This is a genomic window from Stenotrophomonas sp. Bg11-02 (assembly GCF_002836635.1).
Lineage (GTDB): Bacteria > Pseudomonadota > Gammaproteobacteria > Xanthomonadales > Xanthomonadaceae > Stenotrophomonas > Stenotrophomonas lacuserhaii.
This window is the reverse complement of record NZ_PJAY01000066.1, coordinates 57761-72854: the sequence shown is the minus strand read 5'-3', so window position 1 is coordinate 72854 and position 15094 is coordinate 57761. Positions and strand designations below refer to the sequence as shown.

Sequence of the window (15094 nt, the reverse complement as noted above, 5' to 3'; positions counted from 1 at the left end):
CGCGTGATGTGCGACGAACATCGCCGCATGAGCCGATCATCTGAACAGCTTCAGCGGCTGGTATCGCCACGTACCGCTTACCGATAGCGCCGCAGTGCGCGGCAACGCATCCGCGCACGGATTGGCTGAAGATTTCAGATTCGCGCGTCGCGGGCAGCGCGTCGGGCGCCGTGTGCGCGCCGATTTCCGCGACCCTCGCGACCCTGCACGCTAGCGGACCGGCAGCTCAGCGCGACGGCGATGAAGCGCGTTCGCCGGCCGCTGCCGGACGGCCGTCAAGCAGATGCAGGACCTGCTCACCGAACACGGCCACATCCTCTGGATCATGGCTTATCAGCAACAACGGCATGCCGGCCTGCTTGAGCACGGCCTGCAGCTCGATGCGCAGGTGCGCACGCAGATCGTGGTCCAATGCAGCGAAGGGTTCATCCAGCAACAGCGCACGGGGACGCGTCACCAGCGCCCTGGCAAGCGCGACGCGCTGCCGTTGCCCGCCTGAAATCTGCGACGGCAGCAGTTCACCAAGACGGTCGATGCGCAGCACGCGCAGCCAGCTCTCGACCTCGGCATGGCGGCTGCCGCGCCGCGCGTTCCACCATCCGCGCTGCACCCCGAAGGCCACGTTCTGGCGCACGGTGAGGTGCGGGAACAGCGCGTAATCCTGGAAGACGTAGCCCAGCCGGCGAGCGCGTGCGGGCACGCAGATCCCCGCTTCGGCGTCGAACAGCACCTGGCCGTCGAGCACGATGCGACCAGCATCAGGCCTGAGCAGCCCGGCGATTGCTTTCAGGGTGAGGCTCTTGCCCGCCCCGGAGGGACCGAACAGCACCACGCGACGCTGCGTGCACTGCAGGTGTACCTGCAGCCGGAAATGTTCACCCGAGGCATGCAGGTGGCGCTGGATGTCCGCCTCAAGCCACATCGCGGGCCTCCCTGGGGCGTCCACCGACCAGCCGGGCCGCGACCAGCAGCACCACGATGCACACCGCCGAGGTGAGCAGCACCAGCGCATTGGCGCGCCCATCCTGGCCGGCCTGCACCGCTTCGTAGATGGCGATGGACAAGGTCTGCGTGCGCCCGGGAATGCTGCCGGCCACCATCAGCGTGGCGCCGAATTCCCCCATCGCGCGGGCGAACGCCAGCAACAGGCCCGCCAGGATGCCGCGCCAAGCCAGCGGCAGCGTGATGCGGAAGAACACCGCCGCTTCGCTGGCGCCCAGCGTGCGCGCCGCCTGCTCCAGTTGCCCGTCCACGCCTTCGAAGGCCGCGCGCGCCGGCTTGAACACCAGCGGAAGGGCCGCGATCGCAGCGGCGATCACGGCCGCCTGCCAGGTGAAGACCAGGTTGATGCCGAAGCTGGACTGCAGCCACCCCCCGAGCGGACCATTGCGGCCAATCAGCACCAGCAGGTAATAGCCCAGCACGGTCGGCGGCAGCACCATCGGCAGGGTCAGCAGTGTGTCCAGCAGTTCGCGCCCGGGGAAGCGGCGGCGCGCCAGCAACCAACCCAGCGCCACACCCAGCACGAGGTTGATCGCGGTGGCCCATCCGGCCACTTTCAGGGACAACCCGAGTGCGCTCCAGTCCAGGTCCATCGATCAGGGCGAGCTGAAGCCATGCCGGCGCAGGATCGCCTGGCCCGCTGCCGACTGCACGAAGGCGACGAAGCGCTGCGCTTCAATCGCCCTGCTGCTGTGCGAGGCCACCGCCAGTGGATAGGTGATGCCAGCGCTTATCGGGACCTGGAACGCACGTTTGACACGGCCTGGCATCGCCTGCGCGTCGGTGGCATAGACAAAACCCGCGTCCACCTCACCGCGCGCCACGTAATCCAATGACTGGCGCACGTTCTGGGTGGTGATCGCCTTGCGCTGCACGCCCGTCCACAGTGCGGCGGACTGCAGCGCGGCGCGTGCATAACGCCCCACCGGCACGCTGTCCGGGTTGCCGATGGCTACCCGCGTGACGTCCGGTTGCGCAAGTGACTGCAACGAGGTCAGGGGCAGGCGGCTGTCCGGCGGCACGATCACCCACAGCGCGTTGCGCGCGAATACCCGGCGCGTGGCCGGGTCCACGTGGCCGCCCTTCACCGCCTGGTCCATGGTCGCTTCATCGGCCGATGCCAGCACGTCCACCGGGGCACCGCGCGCGATCTGCTGCAGCAACACGCCGGAGGCGGCGAAGTTCAGGTCGACCCGGGTGCCCGGATGTGCGTTCTGGTAGGCGGTTGCGATCTCGCGAAAGCTCTCGGTCAGGCTCGAGGCGGCCGATACGGTCAGGTCCGCCGCACTCGCCAGGGGCGCAGCGGCGAGCAGCAGCAACGCGGTGATCCAGGCTTTCATCTGGCAGGTCTCTTTCATGCTGCGGGGGGCAGCGAGGCGGGGCCGGCACCCTCGGCGAGGTGGCACAGCGAACAGCCTTCGCTCCAGACACTGTCGCCGTCCTGGTAGTGCTCCTGTTTCCAGATCGGACTGCGGTGCTTGACGGCTTCGATCAGCGCGCGGCAGGCCTTGAAGGCCTCGTCGCGGTGCGGTGTTCCGGCGGCCACCACCACCGCCGTATCGCCGACCCCCAGGCGGCCCTTGGCATGTGCCACGTAGAGTTTCACCCGCGGCCCGAACTGCCCGCGGACCTCACCGACCAGTCGTTCGAACTCAGCCATCACCAGCGGCTCGAACAGATCGTAGGTGATGCCCAGTACGGCGCGTCCCTGGTTGAGGTCGCGCACCTTGCCGATGAACACATCGATGCCGCCGAAGCCGGGATCGGACACGAAGGCGATCGCCTCGGCCGCGTCGATGGCCGCGCCGGCGCGGTCGACGATCATCCACTGGTCCTGCTCTGCCATGCTCATCCTCCGCTCACCGGCGGCAGGATCGCCACGCGCCCGTCATCGGGCAGCGCGTCATCATCGCGCAGGACGCGCTGCTGGTCGGAGAACGCCGAATACTCCAGCAATCCAGCGCGGAACGCGGGCCAGCGCACCGGCAGCAGCGCTTGCAGCGCCGCGCGCAGATCCGCCACCCGCCCCCCGGCCACATCCACGGCGATTTCGCGCGTGGGATCCAGTTCGGAAAACGCGCCGAACAACTGCACCTTCACCTGCCTCATGCCTGCTCCTTTCCATTCAACTGCAGGGGCGTCGCGTGGCCCCAACCCAGCACCTGCACCCGGCTTCCCGCCGGGGCACGGTCACCTGTTCCGTCCAGTACCGCCCACGCATTGGCCCGCAACGAAGACTTCAGCCGGAACGACTCCTGCCCGGCCAACACGCGCACCCACAGCTGCCCACGGGCATCGATCTCAACCCGCGCACGCGCATGGAAGCGCAGGCCTTCCGGTTTGTCCGCAGCGGCCAGCAGCGGCAACTGCAAGGGAACCTCCGCGGGCAGGCCGAGCATGCCGCGCAGCAGCGGCTCCACGAAGAAGCGCTGACCGACCGCGGTCGATACCGGATTGCCCGGCAGGCCGAAGTACAACGCGCCGCAGGGCAGTCGCGCGAACAATACCGGCTTGCCCGGGCGGATCGCCACCTTGTGGAACAGGATGTGCGCGCCGCGCGCCTGCAACGCGGCAGGAATGAAATCGTAGCGGCCGGCAGACACCGCGCCGGTACTCACCAGCACCTGTGCGCCAGCCGCGAGCGCCCGGTCCAGCGCCGCATCAAAGGCGGCCACCTCGTCACCCACCAGCGCATCGGCAACCACCTGTGCACCGGCCGACTGCAGCCGGGCGATCAGCGCGGGCCGGCTGCTGTCACGGATCTGTCCGGACTGCAGTGCCTGGCCGGCCTGGCTGACCAGCTCCTTGCCGGTAGTGATGACGGCCGCGCGCGGACTGGCCCTGACCCTCACCTGCGCGGCGCCGATGGCATGCAGCAGGCTCAGCGCATTGAGGTCCAGGCACTCACCTTCTGCCAGCACCTGTTCGCCGGACTGCACATCCTGGCCGCGCAGGCGCACGAACTGGAAAGGCGCTACGTCGGCGCGCAGGCGCACCCGCAGCGGGCGTCCGCCTTCGCTGCGGAGGATCTCCACCTGCTCCACCGGCACCACGCTGTCCAGCCCATCAGGAAGACGCGCCCCGGTCATTATTTCCCATGCCCCGTTGCCCGCCACGCTTGCCGCATCCCCGGCGGCCTGCCAACCGAACACATCGAATTCACTGCCCGCCGTGGCCATGGATCCGTCCAGGCGCAGCGCGAAGCCGTCCATCGCGGAATTGTCGAACGGAGGAACGCACTGCGGGCTGTAAACGGCCGCGGACAGCGTGCGGCCGCACGCCTGGTCCAGCGCGACCGGCTCGTCCGGCAACAACGGTGCCGCCTCCAGCACGATGCGCAGCGCCTCGGCATAGGCGATCACGCGTGCCCCCTGCCCGTCACCATCGCCAGGGCATGGCCCAGCAACGGCGCCAGCATCTCCAGACATTGCGCGGCGGCGCGCGGGCTGCCCGGCAGGGCGAACACCAGCATGCCGCCCAGCTGCACCGCCTCGGCCCGACTGAGCCAGCCCATCGGCGTGTGCTGGGCACTGAGCGCGCGCAGCATCTGCGCCAGCCCCTCGACCCGCCGGCCGCCCAGCGACTGCAGCGCTTCAGGGGTCAGGTCACGCGGCCCCAGGCCGGTGCCGCCGGTGCACAGGCACAGCTGCACGCCCTCGGCCGCCAGCGCGCGCAGGCGCGAGGCAAGCGGTTCGATGCCATCAGCCAGCACCTCGGCGAACGCGACCTCCGCGCCCAACGCCTGCAGGCCCTGCACCAGCACCGGCCCGGAACGGTCCTCATAGCGGCCATCGCTGGCACGATCACTCAGCGTCAGCACCGCGCTGCGTGCGCCCTGCAGCTGCAGCGGCGGACGCGGCGCGAAGCGTTCGGTTTCCTGCGCATCCATGCCCTGCGGATGGACCCATACCCCGCGCTTGCCCCCTTCCTTGAACAGCAGCCGCACGCCACTGATCTCCAGCGCCGGTTCCACTGGTTTGGTCAGGTCGTACAGGGTCAGCAGCGCGGCGTTGACCCCCGCCAGCGCTTCCATCTCCACACCGGTACGGGCCTCGCTGGCGCACTCGCACCACACGCGGATGGCGTGTCGTCCGGGCACCGGCGCACAGTGCACGCGCACCAGTTCCAGCGGCAGCGGATGGCACAGCGGCATCAGCGCGGAGGCCATCTTGGTACCCTGCAGCCCGGCGATTTCTGCCATCACCAGCGCATCGCCCTTGGGCAGGCGGCGCTCGAGGATCATCGGATACGCCAGCGGGCCGGCCAGCAGCTCGCCGACCGCCACCGCGCGGCGTCGGGTGATCCGTTTGTCACGCACATCGGCCATGTGGAAGGCCGCGCTCATCTCACCACTCATGCTGTGTTTCATCCTCCAATGGAGGCCAGGTGCGGGATCAACCCGGTCTGGCCCTGGTGCAAGCCGTGCCCGGCCGCCTTCAACCCGAGTTGGGTCGTGATGCGGGCCAGCAGGGCGTCGAAGTCGTCGTCGGACTGCAGCAGCGGACGCAGCGGCACGCCGAACTCACCGAACAGGCACAGCCGCAGGTCACCACGCGCGGTCACCCGCAGGCGGTTGCAGCTGCTGCAGAAATCACGGGCGTACGGCGCGATGATGCCGACCGTGCCACGGTGCCCCGGATGGCCAAACTCGCGCGCCGGCCCGGCATCGGGATAACGCGGACGCTCGCTCCAGCCGGCCTCCAGCAACTGGGTGATGACCTCGTCCGCGCGCCGGTGGTGCTGCAGGAAGTAGGCCTCGTTGTCGCCGGTGCGCATCAGTTCGATGAAGCGCACGCTGACCGGTCGCTCGCGCAGGAAGTCCATCCACTGCGGCAGCTCGTCATCATTGACCCCGCGCAGCAGCACCGCATTGAGTTTCACCGATGGAATATCCAAGGCCTGCGCCATCTGCAGGCCCTGCAGGATTTCCGGCTGCCGGTCGTGGCCGGTCAGGGCATGGAAACGATCGCGCCGCAGGCTGTCCATGCTGACGTTGAGCGCGGTCAGCCCGGCACGATGCCAGCCGGGCAGCCGACGGGGCAGCAGCGTGCCATTGGTGGTGATGGCCACCTTGCGGATGCCCGGCACGGCGGCAACCACTTCGATGATCTGCTCCAGGTCCTTGCGCAGGCTGGGCTCGCCACCGGTCAGGCGGATCTTGTGCATACCCAGTGCCGCGAAGCCACGCACCAGCCGCTGGATTTCCGCCACGCCAAGAAACCCCGTGCCGGCTTGGCCGTGATAGCCATCGGGCAGGCAGTAACTGCAGCTGAAGTTGCAGGCTTCGGTGAGTGACAGGCGCAGGTACGGGAAACGACGGCCGAAGCTGTCCCCGAGCGCAGTGGCGCTCCCATCGACCATCGCGCCGCTCCGTCCTACCGCCATGCGTTGACCATCCTTCCGGTTTCCTTCGCCATCATGCTCTGCAGCGTACCGGTCGTGCCGTCGCGATGGGATGACTTTCGCGCGTGTCACGCTGCGGCGCCACCACGTTGCCCGGGCGCCGTTGATCGCGGCCCGGGCAACGGAGGCGCTGCAGGCCAGTGAATACGTATGCACGCCGATGCACGCTCTTGCACGCACGTGCATGGACTCGATAGCATGGCGATCCGCCCAGACCGCGTGCCCGCCGATGCCCTGCCCGTTGCATACGGCACCACTCCAATGAACAGTGCCGACACCCTCCCCGGCGAGCGCCAGCAGGCCATCCTGCAGTTGCTGCGCGAACACGGCCGTGTCCTGGCCACGCCGTTGGCGCTGCAGTTCGGCGTGTCGGAGGATTCCATCCGCCGCGACCTGCGCGACCTCGCCCAGCGCGGTCTTTGCCGGCGCGTGCACGGCGGCGCGTTGCCACTCACTCCGACCTTCCCGCCGCTGGCCGAGCGCCAGCAGCAGGACCTGCCGCGCAAGCAGGCACTCGCCGAGCAGGCGGCCGGCCTGGTCCGCCACGGTGAGCTCATCGCGCTGGATGCCGGATCGACCAACAGCGCCATCGCCGCGATGTTGCCGCGTCATCTGCAACTGCGGGTGGTCACCAACGCACCGGACATCGCCCTGCTGTTGATGGCGCGCGAGGGCATCGAGGTCAGCCTGATAGGCGGCCGCCTGGACCGGCGTTCCGGCGGGGTGCTCGGCAGCCAGGCGATGGAATACCTCGCCGGCCTGCACGTGGATGTCTGCTTCGCCGGCACCTGCGCGATCGACAGCGAGGGCACCGCCTGGGCCGTGGACGGCGAGGAAGCCGCGTTCAAGCGGGCGCTGGTGCGCTGCGCCGACCGGGTGGTCGTGGTAGCCGGCAATGAAAAGCTCGGCGCCATCGCCAGCCATCGGATCGCCTCGCGCGAGCAGGTTGACGTGCTGCTGCTTGAAGCCGATGCGCCCGCCGCGCTGGTCGATGCGCTGCGCCTGCAGGGGCTGGACGTGATCGTCAGCGCCGCTCCTTCCATCTGACTCCCCTACCGAGCCTACCGATGTCTGCAGCCTCCTTCCCCGTTGGCGCGCGGCAGCAACATGCCACGCGCGCCGTTTTCTTCCTGCCCGGCTTCGCCATCGCGGCCTGGGCCCCGCTGGTTCCCTTCGCCAAGGCACGCACCGGCCTGGATGAAGGCGGCCTCGGCCTGACCCTGCTCTGCCTGGGCGCCGGCTCGCTGCTGGCGATGCCGGTGGCCGGCGCCCTGGCGGCCCGCGTCGGCTGCCGCGCGGTGATGCTGGTGACCCTGCTGATGGCCGGCCTGACCCTGCCGCTGCTTGCCGTCGCACCGTCGGCGATCAGCCTGGCGCTGGCCCTGTTCGTGTTCGGGGCAGGTATCGGCGCCTGCGACTGCGTCATGAACCTGCAGGCGGTGATGGTCGAGCGCGATGCCCGGCGCCCGATGATGTCCGGATTCCATGCCTTCTACAGCATCGGCGGGGCAGTCGGCGCGGCGGCGATGACCGGCCTGCTCGCGCTCGGCGTGGCGCCATGGCTCGGCGCCTGCCTGCTGGTGGCGGCGATGGCCACGGTGGTGCTGGTGGCCGCGCCGCACTGGCGCGAAGAGCGCGCCGCCGGTGATGCGCCGATGTTCGCCATTCCACGCGGGATCGTACTGCTGATCGGCCTGTTGTGCTTCGTCGCCTTCCTCGGCGAGGGCGTGATGCTGGACTGGAGCGCAGTGTTCCTCAACCAGGTGCAGGACGTGCCGACAGGCCGCGCGGGACTGGGCTTCCTGGTGTTCTCCGTTGCGATGACCGTCACCCGTCTGTTCGGTGATCGCGCTGTGGCGTGGCTGGGCCCGCAGCGTGCGGTGCTGATCGGCGGCGCGGTGGCGGCCGCTGGCCTGCTGTTGGCCACCTTCGCCAGCGCGCTGCCGGTTGCACTGATCGGTTATGCGCTGGTAGGCCTGGGCTGCGCCAACATCGTGCCGGTGCTGTTCACCCTGGCCGGCAACCAGAAGGCGATGCCGGAAAGCCTGGCGATTCCGGCGGTCACCACGCTCGGCTACGCCGGGGTGCTGGCGGGCCCGGCGCTGGTCGGCTTCGTTGCCCAGCTGAGCAGCCTGGTGACCGCCTTCGTGCTGGTGGCCATCGCCCTGCTGCTGGTCGGTATTTCGGCGCGCGCGGTGCGCTGAGCGGCGGCGTCTCAGCGCTGGACCGACAACAAGCCGCGGCGGCGGAACCACCATTCCAGCGGCAGGGTGACCAGCGGCGGCACCGCCGCCAACAGCGCCAGCAGGGTCGCCCACCACGGCCAACGCAGGCGCAGTGCAGCCACCACGGTCACCGCCACGTAGGCCATGAACACCACCCCATGCAGCCGGCCGAACAGCCAGACCACCGATTCGGTGGTCTGCGGGCCGTATTTCAGCCACATGCCCAGCAGCAGGCCTGCCCAGGTCAGGGCTTCGAAGAAAGCAGTCCACGCAAACACGCGGCCCATCGGACTGATCGGGCGAAGAGAGGTCAAGCAGAACTCCGGTGGTGGGGCGAAGGATACGGATGATACGCATCCGCAGTGGTTAGCGGGTACGTGCATTCCTGGTGCACTCGCGCTTGCAGGCCCTTCGGTCCGGTGATAGCGTCGTAATTACTCCGTAATTACAAAGGTCAGTGGCATGACCCGTGTCTGGAACACCCTTGAGCAACAGCGCCAACAGCGGCTGCAGCGGGCCGCCGAGGCCGGACTGCAGCGCGAGGTGCCGCATACCCGCGTGATCGACCTGTTCGAGGCGGTCATCGAACCGGGCGACCGGGTCTGCCTGGAAGGCAACAACCAGAAGCAGGCTGACTTCCTTGCCGAGTCGCTGGCCCAGGTCAATCCAGAACGGGTGCGCGAGCTGCACATGGTGCAGTCGGTGTTGTCGCTGCCTTCGCATCTGGACGTATTCGAGCGTGGCATCGCCAAGCGACTGGACTTCTCGTTCTCTGGACCGCAGGGCGCGCGGCTGGCCGGGCTGGTGGCCGAAAGCCGCATCGACATCGGCGCCATCCACACCTACCTGGAGCTGTTCGGCCGCTATTTCATCGACCTCACCCCGAAGATCGCACTGGTGGCCGCGCAGGCCGCCGACCGCCACGGCAACCTCTACACCGGTCCCAATACCGAGGACACCCCGGTGATCGTGGAAGCCACCGCGTTCGGTGGCGGCATCGTCATCGCCCAGGTCAACGAAATCGTCGACACGCTTCCCCGCGTCGACATCCCGGCCGACTGGGTCGACTTCGTGACCCTGGCGCCGCGTCCCAACTACATCGAACCGCTGTTCACCCGTGATCCGGCGCAGATCTCCGAGATCCAGGTGCTGATGGCGATGATGGCGATCAAGGGCATCTACGCCGAATACGGCGTGCAGCGCCTCAACCACGGCATAGGTTTCGATACCGCGGCCATTGAACTGCTGCTGCCCACCTACGCGGAGTCGCTGGGGCTGAAAGGCAAGATCGGCAGCCACTGGGCGCTCAACCCGCATCCGGCGCTGATCCCGGCGATCGAATCCGGCTTCGTCAAATCCGTGCACTCCTTCGGGTCCGAGCTGGGCATGGAGAAGTACATCCAGGCCCGCCCGGATGTGTTCTTCACCGGCGCCGACGGCAGCATGCGCTCCAACCGCGCGTTCTCGCAGACCGCCGGGTTGTATGCCTGCGACATGTTCATCGGCTCCACGCTGCAGATCGACCTGCAGGGCAACAGTTCAACCGCGACCCGCGACCGCATCGCCGGTTTCGGCGGCGCGCCGAACATGGGCTCCGACGCCCGCGGCCGCCGCCACGCCAGTCCGGCCTGGCTGAAGGCCGGCCAGCAGGCCGCCCTGCCCGGCCAGATGCCGCGCGGACGCAAGCTGGTGGTGCAGATGGTGGAAACCTTCCGCGAACACATGGCGCCGGCGTTCGTCGACCGTCTCGATGCCTGGGAACTGGCCGAGCGCGCGAACATCCCGCTGCCGCCGGTGATGATCTACGGCGACGATGTCACCCACATCCTCACCGAAGAGGGCATCGCCAACCTGCTGCTGTGCCGTACGCCGGAAGAGCGCGAACAGGCGATCCGCGGGGTCGCCGGCTACACCGCCGTCGGCATGGCGCGCGACAAGGCGATGGTGGAGAACCTGCGCGACCGCGGCGTGATCCGTCGCGCCGAAGACCTTGGCGTGCGCAGCCGCGATGCCAGCCGCGACCTGTTGGCCGCGCGCTCGGTGAAGGACCTGGTGCACTGGTCCGGCGGCCTGTACGACCCGCCCAAACGTTTCCGCAACTGGTAAGGGACACTCTGCATGGAAACCCTTCGTTATCGTTTTCCCGGGACCCAGGAACTTGGCAGCGCCGAGCTGCATGCGCTGGTCGGCGTGGTCGCCTCCGGCAACCTGGAAGTGCTGGTCGAGCCGGCTCCACTGGATGGCGCGATGGAGATCGAGGTGATCACCTCCGCGCGCGGGTTCGGCGACGTCTGGCAGGCGGTGCTGGCCGATTTCGCCGCCCGCCACCCGCTGCGCGATGTCCGCCTGTCACTGAATGATGCCGGCGCCACCCCGGCGGTGGTCAGCCTACGCCTGCAGCAGGCGCTGGAAACCCTTGCCGAACGCGGGAGTGAGGCATGAACCAGCGCAGCTACTATGAAGCCGATGCGCGCGAGCGCATCGAGGGCCTGCTGGATGCCGGCAGCTTCAGCGAATTCTTCGGGCCGCGCCGCCGCACCATCAGCCCGCACCTGGCGCAGCTGGACGTGCCCGGCGCGTTCGACGATGGCATCGTGGTCGGTGCCGGGCGCCTGCAGGGGCGCGAGGTGCTGGTCGCTGCACAGCAAGGCGCCTTCATGGGCGGCGGCGTCGGCGAGGTGCATGGCGCCAAGCTGACCGGCCTGCTGGAACGCGCCCGCGAGCAGCGCCCGGACGCGGTGTTGTTGCTGCTGGACAGCGGCGGGGTGCGCCTGCATGAGGCCAATGCCGGGCTGATCGCCATCTCCGAAATCATGCGCGCGGTCCTTGCCGCACGCGCCGAGGGTGTTCCGGTCATCGCGCTGGTGGGCAGCGGCAATGGTGCATTCGGTGGCATGGGCATCGTCGCCCGCTGCTGCTCGGCCGTGCTGATGTCCGAAGAAGGCCGTCTGTCGCTGTCAGGCCCGGAGGTGATTGAAACCGTCCGCGGCGTGGAAGAGTTCGACTCGCGCGATCGCGCGCTGGTGTGGCGGGTGACCGGTGGCAAGCACCGCTACCTGACAGGCGAGGCATCCGCGCTGGTGGCCGACCACATGCAGGCCTTCGCCGATGCCGCGATCGCCGCGATTGCCGCGTGCGACCCGGACCAGGATCCGCTGGCCGCGCTCGAACAGGCGCAGCAGCAGCTGGAAGCGCGGATCGCCGCTTACGGCGACTGCCGTGACGCGCTGGAGATATGGGCCCGCCAGGGCATCGCCGACCCCGACCGGCTGCCGCTGCTGGATACGGCCGCCTTCCTCGACGCGGTTGCCGCGCGGAGCGTCCCATGAACCTTGACCAGTTGCTGCCGGCGCTGTTCCCCGCCGGCCATCGCATCGAACGCAACGACGACGTGCTCACCGGGACGGCAACCACCGCCGCCGGCGAGGTGACGGTGATCGGCACCGCCAACAAGCTGGAGGTCGGCGTGGACCATGCGCTGGCACTGTCGGCCTGCGTGCTGGCCAGTACCCGCGGCCATCCCGCACGACCGATCGTGATGCTGGTCGATACCGCCGGCCAGCGGCTGGCGCGGCGCGATGAACTGCTGGGCATCAACGGTTGCTTCGCCCACCTGGCGCGCAGCCTGGAGCTGGCGCGCCGGCGCGGCGCCGCTCTGGTCAGCCTGGTCTACGGTGAATCGGTCAGCGGCGGTTTCCTGTCCTTCGGCCTGATGGCCGACCGCATCCTCGCCCTGCCCGAGGCACAGGTACGGGTGATGGACCTGCGCGCGATGGCGCGTGTCACCAAGCAACCGCTGGAAAAGCTGCAGGCACTGAGCCTGAGCTCGCCGGTGTTCGCACCCGGCGTGGACAACTACGTACGCATGGGCGCGGTGGAGGCGGTCTGGCAGGGTGACCTGGCCGCCGCGCTGGCTGCCGCGCTGAGCGAACCGCAACGGCTGGACCTGCGCCGAGAGCGCGGGCTGGAACGTGGCGGTCGATTGCTGGCGCACGACGTCGCCCGCGCCGTGGCCGCAGGCGAGGCCTGAAAAATGCATCGCCACGACCTGGTCTGGATCGACCCGCAGGCGAGGTGGACCACGCTGAGTCCGCAGGCCGAACCGCGCCTGCGCGCGTGGATGCAGGCGCGCCTGCCGCTGGTGGTGGCGCGGCGTGACCCCGCCGCCGACGGCGTGCAGCTGCGGCTGGGCGTGCCGTTGCCGCTGGATGAGGGGCGGCAACGGTTGTCGCTGCGGATCAAGCGCGAGGCGGTCATCCGTCACGCGGCCCCGCCGCGGTTGACCGAGGTCATCGATGCGCTGTCGGCGCCGTGGCGCCCTGCCCTGCAGGCGCTGCAAGACCACTGCGCGGCCCAGGCACTGTTTCCACGCGTGTTTGGCAGCCACGCCTGGCAGGCGATCACCGGTCTGGATTATCTGCATCCCGGCTCCGACCTGGACCTGCTCTGGCGGGTCGACGGACCCCGCCAGGCATCGCAGGTCTGCCGCCTGCTGCAGGACTGGGAAGCGCTGCACGGGCTGCGTGCCGATGGCGAACTGGTGTTCGATGCGGCGCAGGCCGTGAACTGGCGCGAGTACGCCGGCGAAGCCGCGCAGGTGCTGGTCAAGGGCGATGCCGCCTGCTGGCTGGCAGCGCGTTCACGCCTTGCCGGCGCGGAGCTGCCCGCATGAGTGCGCTGGCCCGCCCGCTTTCCACGGCCGTGCCGCGCGCGCGTCCGCTCGGTCGCCTTGCGATCGTCGCGCTGCACGCCGAACTGGCCTGCAGCCCGAAGCCCGGACTGGTCACTCCCTTCAGCCGTGGCAGCCACCAGGACATGGATGCCGGCACCTTCCTGCGCAGCCTGTTCGCGCTGCGCGGTTACTTCACGGCGATCGCCGCACAGGCCGCCGCCAGCGCCGATTTCGTGCCGCTGCGCCAGCTCGGCATCCAGGCCGAGCGCGGCATGCTGGCCGCCACCGGCAACGTCAATACGCATCGCGGCGCGATCTTCAGCCTCGGCCTGCTGGTGGCTTCGGCGGCGCGGCTGCACGCTGAAGGCTGCCCTGCCCCTTCCGCCGATGCGGTGTGCGACGGCGTGCGCCGGTGGCGCCACGCCCTGCTGCAGGCGCCGCTGGATGCCGGCAGCCCCGGCCAGCGTGCGCGTGCCCGCCATGCCGTCCCGGGGGTGCGCGAACAGGCGGCCGCGGGCTTCCCGCTGCTGCACGCGGTGGCCGTACCGGTGCTGCGCGCCGCGCTGGCCGATGGGCTGGCGCGCGATGCCGCCCTGCTGCAGACGTTGATGCAGCTGGTCGCGGTCACCGATGACCTCAACCTGCTGCATCGTGGCGGCGCCGAAGGCCTGGCGTTCGCACAGGCACAGGCACGCGGCTTCCTTGACGCCGGCGGCGTGCGCGCAGGCGATGCCCCCGCGCACATGGCACGGATCTGCCACGCTTTCGAAGAGCGGCGACTCAGCCCGGGCGGCAGCGCCGACCTGCTGGCCTGCGCGCTGTTCCTGCTGCAGCAGGAGGCCGCATGAGCCTGGCCATCCTGTGCCCCGGACAGGGCGGCCAGCATCCGGACATGTTCCGTCGCGTGCAGGCAGACCCTGATGCCTGCGCCTTGCTGGCGGCGGCGGCTGTGCTGCTCGGCGATGCGCCCACCGCTGCCGCCAACCGCCCGATACGTTTCGACAACGCCATCGCACAACCGCTGGTCTGCGCCGGCGCACTCAGCCATTGGCTGGCGCTGAAAGCACGCCTGCCGGTGCCCACGGTGGTTGCCGGCTACAGCGCCGGCGAACTGGCCGCGCACGCGGTGGCCGGCAGCTGCGATGCGACGGCCTGCCTGCAGCTGGCCGTGCGCCGCGCCGCCTGCATGGACGCAGCCAGTCCGGCAGACGCCGGCCTGCTGGCGGTACTGGGGCTGGAACGCGGCAGCATCGAGGCGCTGTGCGCCGGGCGCGGCGTGACTGTCGCCATCCTCAACGGTGACGACCACAGGGTGCTGGGCGGTCTGCGCGCCGACCTTCTGGCCGTGCAGGCCGACGCCGAACAACGCGGCGCGCGCTGCGTGGTGTTGCCGGTCCACGTGCCGGCGCATACCCCGCTGCTGGCCGCCGCCGCCACCGCGTTCACCCAGGTGCTGGATGACACGCCACTGCACGCCCCACGGCTGCCGCTGCTGGCCGGCATCGACGGCCGCCGCGTGGCCACGCCGGACCAGGTCCGCAACACGCTGGCCGCCCAGATCGCCCACACCGTGCAGTGGCAGGGCGTGATGCAGCAGGCCGTCGAGCGCGGCGCGCGGGTGTTCCTGGAACTGGGTCCCGGCAGTGCATTGAGCCGTCTCGCGCGCGAACTGCATCCGCAGCTGCAGGCGCGATCGGTGGAGGATTTCCACACGCTGGAGGGCGTCGTGGAATGGGTGGAAACGGCCTGCGCGCGCGCATGAGCGGGCGCATCGGCCACGCAGTCGAAGCAC

General features: G+C 69.5%; 18 protein-coding genes. 9 read left to right on the top strand and 9 right to left on the bottom strand.

Annotated features, from left to right (window positions below; genetic code table 11):
- Positions 1-226 precede the first annotated feature (226 nt).
- From CXG43_RS15020 to moaA, 8 genes are read right to left on the bottom strand one after another with little or no spacing between them, the layout of a single operon-like run.
- Complete coding sequence (locus CXG43_RS15020) at positions 227-922, bottom strand: ATP-binding cassette domain-containing protein (protein ID WP_101100650.1); 696 nt, start codon at positions 920-922, stop codon at positions 227-229.
- Positions 912-1595, bottom strand: coding sequence for a molybdate ABC transporter permease subunit (modB, locus tag CXG43_RS15015; protein WP_101100649.1), 684 nt, complete (start codon positions 1593-1595; stop codon positions 912-914). Before modB ends, CXG43_RS15020 begins: the two co-directional genes overlap by 11 nt.
- Positions 1596-1598: 3 nt before the next feature.
- A complete protein-coding gene (gene modA / locus CXG43_RS15010; protein WP_101100648.1) occupies positions 1599-2342 on the bottom strand; it encodes a molybdate ABC transporter substrate-binding protein in 744 nt (247 codons plus the stop codon).
- 14 nt (positions 2343-2356) lie between these two features.
- Positions 2357-2848 (bottom strand): molybdenum cofactor biosynthesis protein MoaE, encoded by a 492-nt coding sequence (locus CXG43_RS15005; protein ID WP_101100647.1) that lies wholly within the window; start codon positions 2846-2848, stop codon positions 2357-2359.
- Between the two features lie 2 nt (positions 2849-2850).
- Positions 2851-3111, bottom strand: coding sequence for a MoaD/ThiS family protein (locus CXG43_RS15000; RefSeq protein ID WP_101100646.1), 261 nt, complete (start codon positions 3109-3111; stop codon positions 2851-2853).
- Positions 3108-4364, bottom strand: coding sequence for a molybdopterin molybdotransferase MoeA (locus CXG43_RS14995; protein WP_101100645.1), 1257 nt, complete (start codon positions 4362-4364; stop codon positions 3108-3110). Before CXG43_RS14995 ends, CXG43_RS15000 begins: the two co-directional genes overlap by 4 nt.
- The gene (gene moaCB / locus CXG43_RS14990) at positions 4361-5359 is read right to left on the bottom strand and encodes a bifunctional molybdenum cofactor biosynthesis protein MoaC/MoaB (protein ID WP_101100670.1); all 999 of its coding nucleotides are present in this window, start codon (positions 5357-5359) and stop codon (positions 4361-4363) included. The genes CXG43_RS14995 and moaCB overlap by 4 nt, the downstream gene beginning before the upstream one ends.
- A gap of 8 nt (positions 5360-5367) precedes the next feature.
- Positions 5368-6363 carry a GTP 3',8-cyclase MoaA gene (gene moaA, locus CXG43_RS14985; protein ID WP_101100669.1) on the bottom strand — a complete coding sequence of 332 codons (996 nt, stop codon included), beginning with the start codon at positions 6361-6363 and terminating at the stop codon, positions 5368-5370.
- Positions 6364-6603: 240 nt separating this feature from the next.
- Here moaA and CXG43_RS14980 point away from each other — a divergent pair, with 240 nt between their 5' ends.
- Entirely contained in the window at positions 6604-7452 is an 849-nt protein-coding gene (locus CXG43_RS14980; RefSeq protein ID WP_101100644.1) for a DeoR/GlpR family DNA-binding transcription regulator, read from the top strand.
- Positions 7453-7472: 20 nt separating this feature from the next.
- Positions 7473-8609 (top strand): MFS transporter, encoded by a 1137-nt coding sequence (locus tag CXG43_RS14975; protein WP_101100643.1) that lies wholly within the window; start codon positions 7473-7475, stop codon positions 8607-8609.
- 11 nt (positions 8610-8620) lie between these two features.
- Here the strand turns inward: CXG43_RS14975 and CXG43_RS14970 are convergent, their stop codons facing one another.
- On the bottom strand, positions 8621-8917 hold the full coding sequence (locus CXG43_RS14970) for a DUF3817 domain-containing protein (RefSeq protein ID WP_223181708.1): 297 nt from the start codon (positions 8915-8917) through the stop codon (positions 8621-8623).
- A 175-nt stretch (positions 8918-9092) separates the two neighbouring features.
- On the opposite strand from CXG43_RS14970, the gene mdcA reads away from it, so the two are divergent.
- The 7 genes from mdcA to mdcH are packed head-to-tail and all read left to right on the top strand — an operon-like array spanning position 9093 to position 15064.
- Positions 9093-10736, top strand: coding sequence for a malonate decarboxylase subunit alpha (mdcA, locus tag CXG43_RS14965; RefSeq protein ID WP_101100641.1), 1644 nt, complete (start codon positions 9093-9095; stop codon positions 10734-10736).
- 12 nt (positions 10737-10748) lie between these two features.
- Positions 10749-11072, top strand: coding sequence for a malonate decarboxylase acyl carrier protein (gene mdcC, locus CXG43_RS14960; protein WP_101100640.1), 324 nt, complete (start codon positions 10749-10751; stop codon positions 11070-11072).
- Positions 11069-11959 carry a biotin-independent malonate decarboxylase subunit beta gene (locus CXG43_RS14955; RefSeq protein WP_101100639.1) on the top strand — a complete coding sequence of 297 codons (891 nt, stop codon included), beginning with the start codon at positions 11069-11071 and terminating at the stop codon, positions 11957-11959. Before mdcC ends, CXG43_RS14955 begins: the two co-directional genes overlap by 4 nt.
- A complete protein-coding gene (gene mdcE / locus CXG43_RS14950; protein ID WP_101100638.1) occupies positions 11956-12660 on the top strand; it encodes a biotin-independent malonate decarboxylase subunit gamma in 705 nt (234 codons plus the stop codon). Before CXG43_RS14955 ends, mdcE begins: the two co-directional genes overlap by 4 nt.
- 3 nt (positions 12661-12663) lie before the next feature.
- On the top strand, positions 12664-13302 hold the full coding sequence (gene mdcG / locus CXG43_RS14945; RefSeq protein WP_101100637.1) for a malonate decarboxylase holo-[acyl-carrier-protein] synthase: 639 nt from the start codon (positions 12664-12666) through the stop codon (positions 13300-13302).
- Positions 13299-14150 (top strand): triphosphoribosyl-dephospho-CoA synthase MdcB, encoded by an 852-nt coding sequence (mdcB, locus tag CXG43_RS14940; protein ID WP_101100636.1) that lies wholly within the window; start codon positions 13299-13301, stop codon positions 14148-14150. Before mdcG ends, mdcB begins: the two co-directional genes overlap by 4 nt.
- Positions 14147-15064 (top strand): malonate decarboxylase subunit epsilon, encoded by a 918-nt coding sequence (mdcH, locus tag CXG43_RS14935; RefSeq protein ID WP_101100635.1) that lies wholly within the window; start codon positions 14147-14149, stop codon positions 15062-15064. The genes mdcB and mdcH overlap by 4 nt, the downstream gene beginning before the upstream one ends.
- Positions 15065-15094 lie beyond the last annotated feature (30 nt).

What these genes read in the sequence shown, in the direction of transcription:
- modB (WP_101100649.1), bottom strand. Translation starts at nt 1,595, where the DNA reads ATGGACCTGGACTGGAGCGCACTCGGGTTGTCCCTGAAAGTGGCCGGA.
- mdcA (WP_101100641.1), top strand. Translation starts at nt 9,093, where the DNA reads ATGACCCGTGTCTGGAACACCCTTGAGCAACAGCGCCAACAGCGGCTG.
- mdcC (WP_101100640.1), top strand. Translation starts at nt 10,749, where the DNA reads ATGGAAACCCTTCGTTATCGTTTTCCCGGGACCCAGGAACTTGGCAGC.
- mdcE (WP_101100638.1), top strand. Translation starts at nt 11,956, where the DNA reads ATGAACCTTGACCAGTTGCTGCCGGCGCTGTTCCCCGCCGGCCATCGC.
- CXG43_RS15005 (WP_101100647.1), bottom strand. Translation starts at nt 2,848, where the DNA reads ATGGCAGAGCAGGACCAGTGGATGATCGTCGACCGCGCCGGCGCGGCC.
- CXG43_RS14970 (WP_223181708.1), bottom strand. Translation starts at nt 8,917, where the DNA reads ATGGGCCGCGTGTTTGCGTGGACTGCTTTCTTCGAAGCCCTGACCTGG.
- CXG43_RS15020 (WP_101100650.1), bottom strand. Translation starts at nt 922, where the DNA reads ATGTGGCTTGAGGCGGACATCCAGCGCCACCTGCATGCCTCGGGTGAA.
- CXG43_RS14955 (WP_101100639.1), top strand. Translation starts at nt 11,069, where the DNA reads ATGAACCAGCGCAGCTACTATGAAGCCGATGCGCGCGAGCGCATCGAG.
- mdcB (WP_101100636.1), top strand. Translation starts at nt 13,299, where the DNA reads ATGAGTGCGCTGGCCCGCCCGCTTTCCACGGCCGTGCCGCGCGCGCGT.
- CXG43_RS14975 (WP_101100643.1), top strand. Translation starts at nt 7,473, where the DNA reads ATGTCTGCAGCCTCCTTCCCCGTTGGCGCGCGGCAGCAACATGCCACG.
- modA (WP_101100648.1), bottom strand. Translation starts at nt 2,342, where the DNA reads ATGAAAGCCTGGATCACCGCGTTGCTGCTGCTCGCCGCTGCGCCCCTG.
- moaCB (WP_101100670.1), bottom strand. Translation starts at nt 5,359, where the DNA reads ATGAGTGGTGAGATGAGCGCGGCCTTCCACATGGCCGATGTGCGTGAC.
- CXG43_RS14980 (WP_101100644.1), top strand. Translation starts at nt 6,604, where the DNA reads ATGGCGATCCGCCCAGACCGCGTGCCCGCCGATGCCCTGCCCGTTGCA.
- CXG43_RS15000 (WP_101100646.1), bottom strand. Translation starts at nt 3,111, where the DNA reads ATGAGGCAGGTGAAGGTGCAGTTGTTCGGCGCGTTTTCCGAACTGGAT.
- moaA (WP_101100669.1), bottom strand. Translation starts at nt 6,363, where the DNA reads ATGGTCGATGGGAGCGCCACTGCGCTCGGGGACAGCTTCGGCCGTCGT.
- mdcG (WP_101100637.1), top strand. Translation starts at nt 12,664, where the DNA reads ATGCATCGCCACGACCTGGTCTGGATCGACCCGCAGGCGAGGTGGACC.
- mdcH (WP_101100635.1), top strand. Translation starts at nt 14,147, where the DNA reads ATGAGCCTGGCCATCCTGTGCCCCGGACAGGGCGGCCAGCATCCGGAC.